Raw genomic sequence first — 12628 nt, forward strand, 5'->3', positions numbered from 1 at the left:
GATAAGCGGACGGCCGTTTGTCCCGCCTATGAAGGTCGCCCTGATAGGCGTCGGGCAAGCCGGCGGGAAACTCGCCGAGGCGCTCGCACGCAACGACCTCGCGCGCGGGTCGGTGACCGGCGCAGTCGCCGTCAACACCGCTCGCACGGACCTCCAGTCCCTCCGGATAGACACCCACCTCGTGGGGCAGGAACGCGTCGGCGGCCACGGCGTCGGCGGCGACAACGAACTCGGCGCCGAGGTGATGCAGGCCGACGCGACCGAAGTGATGGGCGAACTCGACGGTCGCATCACCACCACCGCCGAGGCCATCGTGCTCGTCGCCGGACTCGGTGGTGGCACCGGCTCCGGCGGTGCGCCGGTCCTCGCCCGCGAACTCTCGCGGGTGTACGACGTCCCCATCTACGCGCTGGGCATCCTCCCCGGCCAGAACGAGGGGGCGCTGTACCAGCAGAACGCCGGTCGCTCGCTGAAGACGCTCGCCCGCGAGACGGACGCGACGATACTCGTCGACAACGACGCCTGGCACTCGGCCGGCGAATCCGTCGCCGAGGGGTACGAGGAGATAAACGCCACCATCGCCCACCGCATCGGTCTCCTGCTGGCGGCCGGCGAGAACGTCGACGGCGTCGCCGAGAGCGTCGTCGACACCTCCGAGGTAATCAACACGCTCCGTGGCGGCCGGCTCGCGGCGGTCGGCTACGCCAGCGCGGAGGCCAGCGACGAGGCCAGCGAGAACCTCAACGCCATCACCTCCATCACCCGGAACGCCCTGCTGACGGGGACGAGCCTCCCGGACGCGACGCAGGCGGAGGCGGCACTGCTGGTCGTCGCCGGCCGGCCCGACCGCATCTCGCGCAAGGGCGTCGAGCGGGCCCGCTCGTGGCTCGAGGAGGAACTCGGGAGCATGCAGGTGCGGGGCGGCGACGTGCCGCTCGACTCCGACCGGCTGGCGGCGCTCGTGTTGCTGGGTGGCGTCGAGCGGTCGCCCCGGGTACAGGAGTTCATGGAGCGGGCGAAAGCCGCCTCGCAGGAGCGCGAGCAGGCCGAGGCGACGGAGTCGCTGACCAGCGACGAACTCGACGACCTGTTTTAGACCAGCGAGGCGCCGTCGAACTCCGAGCGGTCCGCCTCCAGGTCCAGCAGGTCGAGAATGGTCGGCGCGATGTCGTAGAGGTCGACGTCCTCGATGCGGGCGTCGCTGTCCTCGACGAACAGGCTGGCGTTGCCGAAACTGTGCATCCCGTTGCGCGGACCCGTGTCGAACACGTCGTCGTGGCCCTTGAACCCGGCCTTGAGGTCGAACCCGTGGTTCGGGATGACGACCAGGTCGGGCGCGATGTCGTCGTGGTCGCCGCGGAACGCCTCCTCCTTCGTGACGACGCGGTCCGCGACCGGGTTGCCGTCCGGGCCTTCGAGCGCCTCGAGTTCGGCCTGCAGTTCGTCGCGGACCGCCTCGTACTCCGATTCGGGGACCGACCCGCGCGGCTCGCGGCCCTCCAGGTTGACGTAGAAGCGGCCGGGGATGAGCGAGTAGGCGCGCGTCTCCTCGGCGATATCCGACAGCGCGTCGTGGTCGTCGTCCTGGTACTCGAGCCAGCCCTCCTCTTCGAGCCACGCGTTCAGGTGGACCTCGTAGTCGAGGGTGGTGAACCCGTGGTCGCTGGCGACAATCATCGTCACGTCGTCGGGGAGTTGCTCGCGAAGCTTCCCGAGATACTCGTCGACCTGCCGGTAGAAGTCCAGGAACTCCCGTTTGTACTCCCCGTCGCGCTCGTAATGTTCGAACAGGAAGTGGTTGACGCGGTCGGTGGTCATGAACACGCCGAAGAACAGGTCCCAGTCGTCCTCCTCGACGTAGTGCGAGAACGCCTCGTAGCGCTTCTCGAGCGTCTCGTGGGCGTCGTCGATGAACTCGGATTTGTCGTCGCTGTGGCCGAGTTTCGCGTTCACGTCGATGCGGTACTCCGCGTCCTCGAGTCGCTCACGGAGCTCGTCGGGGTAGGCGGCCTTCTCGACGCCGGGCGAGAGAAAGCCCGAGACCATCCGCTGGACGTTGCGCTGGGGCGGGAACGTCACGGGGACGTTCATCACGGTGGCCTCCCGGCCGGCGTCGGTGACGCGGTCCCACAGACGGGTCGCCTGCACGTCACGGCCCATCGGCACGTACGTGTCGTACGAGCCTACCTCGCGGTCCTGGAATCCGTACACGCCCGTCTCGCCGGGGTTGACGCCCGTCGTGAGCGACGGCCAGCAGGCCGACGACTCCGGCGGCACGATCGAGTCGATGGGGCCCGCGGCGCCGTCCGATGCCAGTTCCGTCAGGTTCGGGAACACGTCGGGGTTGTCCGCGACCAGGCTGTACGGAACGCCGTCGATGCCGAAGAAGGCGACCCGCGGGCCGTCGCTCCCGCGGAGTCGGTCGAACAGTCCCATGTGCCCGAGTGGTATGGCGGGCTACAAGAAGCTTCTTTTCACGGGCGGAACGCGCCTGGAGTCACCGGTAGCGGCAATCTCACTCGGCGGCGGCGTCCTCGTCGTCTGGCTCCGGTTCGAAGTTGCTCGGAACGACGGTGACGTGGTTCATGCCCAGGGTCGGACGCTCCTTTGCGGCCATGTCCTAACGATGCCGCTCGTGACCCAAATACCCACCCATAATCGCGGCAAATCGGGCACGAGAGCCCGATTACCTGGAGGAATTATTATTCACACGTGGCCATCCACACCGCGGCGAGTATTACCACTGCGTATCGGGAGCACCACGCGTGAAACCGCGTCGCTCTTGGTCCCGCGCGCCCCAGACTGGACATGAACGAGCGCGCCGTGCGCGCCCTCCAGTTCGTCACGCTCCAGCTGGTCGGGGCGGTCGCCGTCATCCACTTCGCCGTCGGCACGGAGCAGTTGGCGAGTCTCGTGACCAACGGCCTTCTGGGCGAGTACCTCACCGGAGTGGTCCTCGAGCGGCCCCGCCCGCTACTGTTCGTCGTCTCCGCGGTGGCCCTGCTCGGTGGCGTGGTCGCGGCGGCCCGCGGCCGCATCGACCGGCGGACCGCCTACCTGCTCGGCGTCGCGGCGATGGGTACGTATCTCGTCGGCTGGGTGGCGTGGCACACGGTCCTCGACCACGGGTTCGCGCTGTCGGGCACCGGCGGCGTCGAGGGACACAGCCACGACGGCCTGCTCGGCACGCTCGCGTCCCACTACGTCGCGCCCCTGCTTGCGACCGTCGGCGCGGCGACCACGGAGGGCGGCTCCGCCCGAACCCTGCTCGGCATCGTCTCGAAGACGCTCGAACTCGGTGCGCTGGTCGGTCTGCTCGCGCTCCTCCGGGTCGACCCCGCCGTCGAGGGCGGGGGGCTCGGCGTGGGACTCTCGCGGCCGCAGTCGGCGACCGACGACGCCGAGGAGCGGTAGCTCAGGTGCTCGTCCGGTTGACCTCGGAGTAGCGGACGCGGTCGCCGGCCAGCACGTACGCGGTCCGCGCGTCGACGAGTCCGTTACCGGCCGCCACGTCCGGCCCCGCCGGCCCCACGTCGCGGGCCGACGCGGTGAGGATGGTCCGGACCTGCCCGGGCGTCAGCGACGGGTAACGAGCCACGAGCAGTGCCGCGGTGCCGGCCACGTACGGTGCGGCGTAGGACGTGCCCTCGCCGTCGGTGACGCTGGTGGCGGCGACGCTGTCGGGCGCGACGAGGTCGACGCCCGTGTGCTCGCCGACCGGGCCACGCGAGGAGAACGGCGCGACGGAGCCGTTCTCGTAGGCGCCGACCGCGAGGACCGAGCGGGCCGTCGCCGGCGCAGTGATGCTCCCGTTGGCGACCGGTGCGCTCAGTCGACGGTTGGTGAACAGTTCCAGTTCGTGGCTCCCGGAGGCGTCGTGTGCCTGCACCGCCACGTAGTACCGACCGCGAGGCACCCTCGCGTCGACCCGCTCGACCGGCGCCCCGTCGCCGGTCTGGCGGGTGGCCGAGCGGGCCACCACCTCGTCGTCGCCGGGGCGAATCCGCATCAGATAGAGGTCGTAGTCGGCCGCGGAGTCGTCCCAGCGGAGCGCGAGGTTCACCTCGCCGCTCATTGGCTCGCCGGCCGCAAGCGCGTTGCCCTGCTCGCTCCCGAACGAGACCCACTCGCCGTGGCCGCCGTCGTCGGTCCCCTCCCAGTGGCGGTTCCCGTAGTTGCCGGCGGCGGCCACGAACACCGTCTCCTCGGCGGTGGTGGCGGCGATGCGGGCGACGGCACCGCTCCCGTCGCCCGGCTGACCGAAGTAGCTCCCCGCGTCGACGATGACGTCCGCACCCGACGCCTCCAGCCACTCGACGGCACGGCGGTACTCCTCCGGCGTGGTCGTCGGCCCGACGGAGGCGAGATGCAGGGTCGCGTTCGGCGCGGTGTCGGCGACGACGCTGGCGACGGCGGTGCCGTGGACCCACTCGTCGTCGCCGTCGAAGCTCCGGTACGCGCCGACGTGGCCGGCGATTTCGGGGTCGCTCGGCCGGAACCCGCGGTCGATGACGCCGACGGTGACGTTGTCGCCCCGGACGCTCCGGGCGTGGAGCGCATCGGCGCCGACCGCCTCGACGCCCGCGGCGGTGCTGGTGTCGACGCCGACCCCGCGCCGCTCGATGCGGATGGCCTCGATGCGCGGGTCCTGTGAGAGTTCGCGGACCCGGTCGAGCGCCACCCGGCCATGGAGACGACGGGCGCCGCGGCGCGTGTAGACGCGCTCGACGCTGAGCCGCGCCCGCGGGACGGCCGCACCCTGCTTCAGTTCGATGATGACCTCCACCTCGTCGTCGACGGTGGTCGCGGCGGGCGTCCGCTCGTCGATGCCGAGCCGCTCCCCGAGCGACTCGACCGGCGGGCCGGTGTAGTCGGCGGGGGTCGGCTCCGGGACCGACACCGCGAACGCCGCGACGGGCGCGGCTACCACGAGGAATGCGAGGAGCGCCCGTGCCACCGCCCCGCGGTGCATGTTCCCACGGTTCTTGCGCGTGGTTGCTTAAAAACATTCACCACCTGTGGGACGCTAGGCCGTGGCTCGCAACGTCAAAATGTGGCGTCTGACGGTCGGATATGGCGTCTGACGCTACGACGTGGCTACGCCTGGTAGCGCCGGACCGCGGCGACGCCCGCAAGCACCAGCAGGCCGCCAGTCAGGAACAGCAGTCCCGGCGGGACGCTGGGCGCGACGAGGCCGCCCGAGCCGCCGAAGTCGGCGGTGAACCGTGGAATCGTCTCCGGAGTGGCCGCCCCGGACGAGAGGGTGACGAACCACTCGACGAGGAGACTCGCAAGCGCCAGCACGCCGATGACGGGCAACAGGTCGCGGAGCGCGTCGACGACGCCGTCCGATTCGGTGGCGTCCTCGTTGCCCACGAACACGACCATCGGGTCCTCGCTGGGCGCGTACACGTTCATCTCGCGGCCCTTCGAGGAGTAGCGGGTCTCCGCGACGCGCACGAGACCGGCCTCCTGGAGGTTGCCGAGGTGGTGGCGGGCGTTCTGGAGCGAGGTGTCGACCCCATCGGCGACCTCGGAGGCGGTCTGGGGCTCGTCGTGGAGAGCGGTCAGGATGTTCCGCGCGGTGTCCGAGGAGAGCGACGACAGGAGTTCACCCGCGTCGTCGCTGTCGAGCCAGAGAGCCTGGAGTTCCCCGTTCTGCTCCGGGGATGCCTCGGACTGGGAGGGCAACAGCTCTGACATTAGGTGGCATATGGAGGAGGAACTATTAAAAACTGAGGCACCTGGTACCGCGCTCCGAGGGATTTCACCCGATAGAGACGTGAAACGAACGATTCAGTCCAGTTCGGCCCGGAGTTTCTCGTTGACGGTGCCGGGGTCGGCGGAGCCGCCGGTCTTTCCCATCACCTGGCCGACCAGGAAGTTGATTGCGCCGTCCTCGCCGGCGTGGTAGTCCTCGACTGCGTCGGGGTTCTCCTCGATGGCCTCCCGCACCGCGACGAGCACCTCGTCCTCGCCGGTCTTGCCGAGCCCCTCGCGCTCGACGATGGCGTCGGGGTCGTCGCCGGAGTCGAGCATCTCCCGCAGGACGACCTCCTCGGCGTTCTTCGTCGTTATCTCGTCGTTGGCGACGAGTTCCACCAGCCGCGTGAACTCGTCGAGTCGGCCCGACACGTCCGTAATCTCCATGTCGCGGTAGTTGAGTTCGCCCAGCAGGTTGTCCGCGACCCACGTCGCCGCCAACTCGGGGTCGAACCGCTCGGCGACGTCCTCGAAGAAATCCGCCACCTGCTTGGTCGAGGTGAGTTTGGAGGCGGCTTCCGCCGACAGGCCGTACTCCTCGCGGAACCGGCGGCGGCGGGCGTCGGGCAACTCGGGGATGGCGAGCCGCTGTTTCCAGTCCGAGACGCGGAGCGGCGGCAGGTCCGCCTCCCGGAAGTAGCGGTAATCCTTCTCCTCCTCCTTCGAGCGCATCGAGACGGTGATGCCGCGCGACTCGTCCCAGTGGCGCGTCTCCTGTTCCACCTCGCGGCCGCGGCGGACGGCGTTCTTCTGGCGCGTCTCCTCGTACGCGAGCGCCTTCTCGGCGCCCTTGTGACTGGAGATGTTCTTCACCTCCGTGCGGTTGGCGGACTCGAGGACGTCGTCGGGGATGGAGCCGTCGTCGGCCACCTCGCCGGACGGCACGATAGAGAGGTTCGCGTCGACCCGCAGGGAGCCGTCCCGCGTGGAGTCGAACACCCCCAGATACTCCAGCACCTCCTCCAGTTTCGAGAGGAACGCCCGTACTTCGCCGGCGCCGCGGAACTCCGGGGCGGTGACTATCTCCATCAGCGGCGTCCCGGCGCGGTTGTAGTTGACCAGCGTGTAGTCGGCGGTGTCGATGCCGCCGCCGACGTGCTGGAGGCTCCCGGGGTCCTCCTCGAGGTGGGCCCGCTGGATGGTCACGGCACGGCTCTCACCCGCGGTGGAGAACTCCAGTTCGCCCTCTTGACAGACGGGCGCGTCGTACTGGGTTATCTGGAAGTTCTTCGGCAGGTCGGGGTAGTAGTAGTTCTTCCGGTGGAACCGCGTCTCGTCGGGGATGTCGGCGTCGATGGCCTTCCCCACCTTGACGGCGGCCTCGACGGCACCCTCGTTGAGCACCGGGAGCGCGCCCGGCAGACCGAGACAGGTCGGGCACGTCCGGGTGTTCGGCTCCTCGTCCTCGCTGGCGTCGGTCGAACAGCCACAGAATATCTTCGTGTCGGTCTCGAGTTGGACGTGGACCTCGAGACCGATGACGGCGGCCAGTTCGCGGCTCTCCGCGGTCCCTGCGCTCATTACCGTACGATTCGGACGCGCCCGCTTTAGCCTAACGGAGCGGGCCAACCCGCCGCCGGCCCGCGGCGCGGAGCGGACCGACCCGGGGGTGGGGCGGATGTCTCACCATCTCCAAACGAAACGCCGCGAATCGGGGGGCTCCGACGTATCAGGAACTATGTCATTGTCTGACGCAACTTTAAGGGTGTCGCGGTTTGGGGTGTGGGTATGGCCGGAAACAGGGTCGAGGAACTCGAAGAGAAGGTCCGGGAACTCGAGGCCACCGTCAGCGGACTCACGGACGAACTCGTCGAGACGAAGGACAGGCTCAACCGCATCGAGGAGCGCGTCGGTTCCGACGACCTCGACGGCATCGTCGAGGGGAAGCCGTCGCGGGCCGAAGCGCGCCAGACGGCCTCCGGCGCGGGGCAGGCTCAACAGCAGGCTCAGCCCCAGCAGACGGAGTCGGAGCCGACCCCGCAGGAAGCAGTCGACGAGGCAGTCGAGCAGGCCGACGCCGACGCCGAAGCGGAAGCGGCGGCCGATGGAGGTAAAAGCGACGAGGCGGAATCCGAAGACGACAGCTCCGAACAGAGCGACGACATCATCGTCGCCTGAGTCGGGGCCCCGCGAGCGCCCCCATGCACATCAAAGAGCTCGTACTGGACGACTTCAAGAGCTTCGGCCGGAAGACCCGCATCCCGTTTTACGAGGACTTCACAACCATCAGCGGCCCGAACGGCTCCGGGAAGTCGAACATCATCGACTCGGTGCTGTTCGCGCTGGGACTGGCCCGAACGTCGGGCATCCGCGCCGAGAAGCTCACCGACCTCATCTTCGACCCCGGACACGACGACGAAGGCGGGTTCGGTGGCGAACGCGAGGCGAGCGTCGAGGTCCTGCTCGACAACGACGACCGGACGCTCACGCGCGAGCAGGTGGTGTCGGCCGCCGGGAGCGAGGACGTCGGCGACGTCGACGAGATTTCGATTCGCCGCCGCGTCAAACAGACCGACGAAGACACCTACTACTCCTACTACTATCTCAACGGGCGTTCGGTCAATCTGAGCGACATCCGTGACCTGCTGGCGCAGGCCGGCGTCACGCCGGAGGGGTACAACGTCGTGATGCAGGGTGACGTGACCGAAATCATCACGATGACGCCCCACAGCCGCCGGGAGATAATCGACGAGATAGCCGGCGTCGCGGAGTTCGACGCGAAGAAGGAGGACGCCTTCGAGGAGCTGGAGACCGTCCAGGACCGCATCGAGGAGGCCGACCTCCGCATCGAGGAGAAGGAAGAGCGGCTCGACCAGCTCTCCGACGAGCGGGAGACCGCCCTCCAGTACAAGGAACTGCGCGAGCAGAAGGAGGAGTACGAGGGCTACCTCAAGGCCGCCGAACTCGAGGACAAACGCGAGGAGCGCGAGGAGGCCCAGTCGAGCATCGACGAGACTGAGGACGAACTCGAGGCGTTGCGTCGCGAACTCGACGAGCGGCAGGGGAAGGTCACCCGCCTCGAGGAGGACCTCGCGGACCTCAACCGCGAGATAGAACAGAAGGGCGAGGACGAACAGCTGGAGATAAAGCGGGAGATAGAGGAGATAAAGGGCGATATCGGCCGCCTCGAGGACAAGATAGAGGCACAGGAGGAGCGCATCGAGGAGGCCGAGAACGCGCGGAGCCAGGCGTTCGTCCAGGTCGACCGCAAGCAGGAGACGGTCGACGAACTGGAAGCGGACATCCGCGAGAAGAAGGTCCGGAAGTCGTCGCTGAAGGCCGACCGGGAGGAGAAGCAGGCCGAACTCGACGACGTGGAGGCCCAGATTGCCGACCTCGACACCGCTTACGAAGACTTACGCGAGGAGATAGACGCCAAACGCGAGCGGCTCGACGAGCTACGCGACGAGAAGAACGAACTCCAGCGCGAGCAGGACCGCCTGCTCGACGAGGCGCGCCGCCGCTCGTCGGACCAGCGCGAAAAGGAAGAGCAGATAGAGACCGCCGAGTCCCAACTGCCCGAACTCGAAGCCGAGATTTCGGACCTCGAAAGCGAGTTGGAGAAGGCCGAGGGGAACCTCGACTCCATCTCCGAGGTGGTCGACGACCTCAAGACCGAGAAGGCGGGCCTGCAGGAGGACCTCGACGAGTTGGAGGACGACATCGCCGCCAAACAGCAGGAGTACGCCGAACTGGAGGCCCGCGCGGGCGAGTCGGGCGACTCGTCGTTCGGGCGCGCCGTCTCCACGGTGCTGAACGGCGGCCTCGACGGGGTCCACGGCGCGGTCGCGCAACTCGGCTCCGTCTCCCCGGAGTACGCGGAGGCGTGTGAGACCGCCGCCGGCGGCCGGATGGCCAACGTCGTCGTCGACGACGACTCCGTCGGCCAGCGCTGTATCGAGTACCTGAAACAGCGCAACGCCGGCCGGGCGACGTTCCTGCCGCTGACGGAGATGCACTCGCGGTCGCTACCGAGCGTGCCGTCGATGCCCGGCGTCGTGGACTTCGCGTACAACCTCGTCGAGTTCGATTCCGAGTACGCCGAGGTGTTCGCGTACGTGCTCGGCGACACCTTGGTCGTCGAGGACATGGAGACGGCCCGCGACCTGATGGGCGAGTTCCGCCTCGTCACGCTCGACGGCGACCTCGTCGAGAAGTCGGGCGCGATGACCGGCGGCTCCACGTCGGGGTCCCGTTACTCCTTCGAGAAGGGCGGCGAGGGCCAACTCCAGCGCGTCGCCGAGCAGATTCAGAGCCTGGAGGACGAGCGCGCCTCTCTCAAAGAGGACATCCGCGACGTCGAGGAGCGGCTGGACGACGCTCGCGACCGGAACTCCGACGCCGCCGACAAGGTGCGCGACATCGAGGCGGCCATCGAGCGCAAACAGGAGGAGAAGGCGCGCATCGAAGACGAAATCGCGTCGCTGGAGGCCGACCTCGAAGATATCGAGGCCGAACGCGAGGAGACCCAGGCGGAGATGGCCGACGTCGAGGAAGCTATCGCCGAGAAGGAGGCCGAAATCGACGACCTCCAGACCGAGATAGACGACCTCCAGCAGGAGCTACAGGACTCGGAGGTGAAGAAGCTGAACGACCGCGCCGAGTCCATCCGCGAGGACATCGCCGAACTGGACGACCAGATGGAGGCGCTCGACAGCGACCTCAACGAGCTACAGCTGGAGAAGCAGTACGCCGAGGACGCCATCGACGAACTCCACGAGGAGATAGAGGCCGCACAGAACAAGAAGGCCGACGCCGAGGAGACGGTCGCCGACCTCGAGGACCGCATCGACGAGAAGGAGTCGACGCTGGAGGCGAAACACGAGGAGGTGGCCGAACTCGAAGAGGAGCTCGCGGACCTCAAGGAGGAGCGCGAGGAGCTTCGCGAGACGGTCCGCGAGGCGAAGGAACGGCGCGACGAGAAGCAGAAGCAGGTCGACGCCGTCGAGTCCGACCTCGAATCGCTTCGCGAGCAGGTCGAGCGGCTCGACTGGGAGATAGACGAACTGGAGTCGCAGGTCGGCGAGTACGACGCCGACGACATCCCCGAACTGTCCAGCGTCAAGGGGCAGATAACGAAACTGGAGAACCGGATGGAGGAACTCGAACCGGTCAACATGCTGGCAATCGACGAGTACGACCGCGTCGAGGCCGAACTCGACGACTTGACCGAGAAGCGGGCCACCCTCCAGGAGGAGGCCGACGGCATCCGCGAGCGAATCGAGGCGTTCGAGGCGCGCAAGAAGGAGACCTTCATGGAGGCGTACGAGGGCATCAACGAGCATTTCGAGGACATCTTCGCGCGGCTCTCGGACGGCTCGGGCGAACTCGTCTTAGAGGACCCCGAGGAGCCCTTCGAGGGCGGGCTGACGATGAAGGCCCAGCCCCGCGACAAGCCGGTCCAGCGGCTCGACGCGATGAGCGGCGGCGAGAAGTCGCTGACCGCCCTCGCGTTCATCTTCGCCATCCAGCGGTACAACCCGGCGCCGTTCTACGCCTTAGACGAGGTGGACGCGTTCCTCGACGCCGCCAACGCCGAGATGGTCGGCGAGATGGTCGACGACCTGGCGGGCGACGCGCAGTTCATCGTCGTCTCCCACCGGTCGGCGCTTCTCGAACGGTCGGAACGCGCCATCGGAGTCACGATGCAGGACGACAACATCTCCGCGGTGACGGGCATCGACCTGTCGCAACATGGGGTGGTAGCCGATGATTAGCGGGGACGACCAGCGGGAGTCCCCGAACAAATCGAGCGGGGAGCGGAGCGACCCGCGAGATAGCGGGACGCGACCCGTGACCGGGGGTGACCGCGCGTGACCGACGACGGCGCGGAGGCGGGCGGCGTCCCGCTGAACATCGCGGGCCACGACGAGGAGAAGCGCCGTCGACAGGCCGAGGAGGCCGACGACGGCGACGGCGTCCTCTCGGAGTTCGACGTGGGCGGGACCGACGACGACGAGGTCGAACCCGTCGAGTTGCTGGTCCAACTGGCGAAGGACGGCGAAATCGAGCCGTGGGACATCGACATCGTCGTCGTCACCGACAAGTTCCTCGACCGGCTGGACGAGGCCGACCTCCGAGAGGGCGGCCGGGCGCTGTTCTACGCGTCGGTCCTCCTCCGGATGAAGTCCGACGCGATGCTCGACGACGAGGATGACGACCCCGACGAGGAGCCGTGGGACGACCCCGCCCGCGAGGGGTTCGACGACCCGGACCCGTTCGCGGCGCTCGAGAAGGAGATAGACCGACGGCTCGAGCGGAAACACGCCCGCGGGACGCCACAGACGCTGGACGAACTCGTCCGCGAACTCCGCGAGCGGGAGCGCGACACGATGTGGAAGGAGTCGCGCACGTACGACACCTCCGACTCCCCGCACGGCTACTCGCGCGGGACCCAGACGCTCGACTACCGGACCGGCGACGACTTCCGGATGGACGACGAGCCGAACGAGGCCGACGCGCTGGGGACGACCCACGACGAGCACATGGAGGACATCATCAACGACGTCTATCTCGCGCTCCAGCGCCAGTTCGACAAGGGCCGCGACGAGGTGCTGTACGAGGAAATCGCCGACGCCGGCGGCGGCCGCGTCGACACGTTCCTCGGCCTCCTGTTTCTCGCGCACCGCGGCCAGGTCGAACTCCAGCAGGACGAACTGTTCGGCGACCTCTGGGTGCAGGACCCCGCGGCCGTGGCCGACGGCGAGGAAGCCGTCGCAGACTGACCCCGCCGCGTCGTCGCGTCCACCGGTCCGAGCCGCTGAACGCGCGTTCCACGACAGGCTTTTATTCTGTGCTAACTAATGTCATGGTTGGTCATGACACCCTCTCGCTTCCGCGAGCGGCTGGCCGAGACTGAGGGGCG

9 protein-coding genes are annotated in these 12628 nt (G+C 68.1%); 5 read left to right on the plus strand and 4 right to left on the minus strand.

What is annotated here, in order from left to right; all coding sequences use genetic code 11:
• The first annotated feature begins 28 nt into the window (after positions 1-28).
• Positions 29-1096 carry a tubulin/FtsZ family protein gene (locus NL112_RS00600; protein WP_255150680.1) on the plus strand — a complete coding sequence of 356 codons (1068 nt, stop codon included), beginning with the start codon at positions 29-31 and terminating at the stop codon, positions 1094-1096.
• On the opposite strand, the gene NL112_RS00605 is transcribed toward NL112_RS00600, so the two are convergent.
• Positions 1093-2436, minus strand: coding sequence for an alkaline phosphatase family protein (locus tag NL112_RS00605; protein ID WP_255150681.1), 1344 nt, complete (start codon positions 2434-2436; stop codon positions 1093-1095). The genes NL112_RS00600 and NL112_RS00605 overlap by 4 nt on opposite strands.
• Before the next feature lie 372 nt (positions 2437-2808).
• Between NL112_RS00605 and NL112_RS00610 the strand changes: the two genes are divergently transcribed.
• The gene (locus NL112_RS00610; protein WP_255150682.1) at positions 2809-3414 is read left to right on the plus strand and encodes a hypothetical protein; all 606 of its coding nucleotides are present in this window, start codon (positions 2809-2811) and stop codon (positions 3412-3414) included.
• A 1-nt stretch (position 3415) separates the two neighbouring features.
• Here NL112_RS00610 and NL112_RS00615 read toward each other — a convergent pair whose 3' ends face one another.
• The 3 genes from NL112_RS00615 to gatB all read right to left on the minus strand — a co-directional run bounded on the left by NL112_RS00615 (position 3416) and on the right by gatB (position 7284).
• Positions 3416-4972 (minus strand): S8 family serine peptidase, encoded by a 1557-nt coding sequence (locus tag NL112_RS00615; protein WP_255150683.1) that lies wholly within the window; start codon positions 4970-4972, stop codon positions 3416-3418.
• Positions 4973-5097: 125 nt separating this feature from the next.
• Positions 5098-5703: an ArsR/SmtB family transcription factor gene (locus tag NL112_RS00620; RefSeq protein WP_255150684.1), complete on the minus strand. Its 606-nt coding sequence runs from the start codon at positions 5701-5703 to the stop codon at positions 5098-5100.
• A 93-nt stretch (positions 5704-5796) separates the two neighbouring features.
• On the minus strand, positions 5797-7284 hold the full coding sequence (gene gatB / locus NL112_RS00625; RefSeq protein ID WP_255150685.1) for an Asp-tRNA(Asn)/Glu-tRNA(Gln) amidotransferase subunit GatB: 1488 nt from the start codon (positions 7282-7284) through the stop codon (positions 5797-5799).
• A 207-nt stretch (positions 7285-7491) separates the two neighbouring features.
• On the opposite strand from gatB, the gene NL112_RS00630 reads away from it, so the two are divergent.
• The 3 genes from NL112_RS00630 to NL112_RS00640 all read left to right on the plus strand — a co-directional run bounded on the left by NL112_RS00630 (position 7492) and on the right by NL112_RS00640 (position 12488).
• A complete protein-coding gene (locus tag NL112_RS00630; protein ID WP_255150686.1) occupies positions 7492-7881 on the plus strand; it encodes a DUF7518 family protein in 390 nt (129 codons plus the stop codon).
• A gap of 23 nt (positions 7882-7904) precedes the next feature.
• Complete coding sequence (smc, locus tag NL112_RS00635; RefSeq protein WP_255150687.1) at positions 7905-11480, plus strand: chromosome segregation protein SMC; 3576 nt, start codon at positions 7905-7907, stop codon at positions 11478-11480.
• A 96-nt stretch (positions 11481-11576) separates the two neighbouring features.
• Positions 11577-12488 carry a segregation and condensation protein A gene (locus NL112_RS00640; protein ID WP_255150688.1) on the plus strand — a complete coding sequence of 304 codons (912 nt, stop codon included), beginning with the start codon at positions 11577-11579 and terminating at the stop codon, positions 12486-12488.
• Positions 12489-12628: the final 140 nt, after the last annotated feature.

It is taken from the genome of Halorarius halobius (genome assembly GCF_024298865.1).
GTDB lineage: Archaea > Halobacteriota > Halobacteria > Halobacteriales > Haloarculaceae > Halorarius > Halorarius halobius.

Excerpts from the sequence above, each read along its gene's own strand:
- NL112_RS00600 (WP_255150680.1), top strand. The coding sequence starts at position 29 with ATGAAGGTCGCCCTGATAGGCGTCGGGCAAGCCGGCGGGAAACTCGCC.
- NL112_RS00605 (WP_255150681.1), bottom strand. The coding sequence starts at position 2,436 with ATGGGACTGTTCGACCGACTCCGCGGGAGCGACGGCCCGCGGGTCGCC.
- NL112_RS00610 (WP_255150682.1), top strand. The coding sequence starts at position 2,809 with ATGAACGAGCGCGCCGTGCGCGCCCTCCAGTTCGTCACGCTCCAGCTG.
- NL112_RS00615 (WP_255150683.1), bottom strand. The coding sequence starts at position 4,972 with ATGCACCGCGGGGCGGTGGCACGGGCGCTCCTCGCATTCCTCGTGGTA.
- NL112_RS00620 (WP_255150684.1), bottom strand. The coding sequence starts at position 5,703 with ATGTCAGAGCTGTTGCCCTCCCAGTCCGAGGCATCCCCGGAGCAGAAC.
- gatB (WP_255150685.1), bottom strand. The coding sequence starts at position 7,284 with ATGAGCGCAGGGACCGCGGAGAGCCGCGAACTGGCCGCCGTCATCGGT.
- NL112_RS00630 (WP_255150686.1), top strand. The coding sequence starts at position 7,492 with ATGGCCGGAAACAGGGTCGAGGAACTCGAAGAGAAGGTCCGGGAACTC.
- smc (WP_255150687.1), top strand. The coding sequence starts at position 7,905 with ATGCACATCAAAGAGCTCGTACTGGACGACTTCAAGAGCTTCGGCCGG.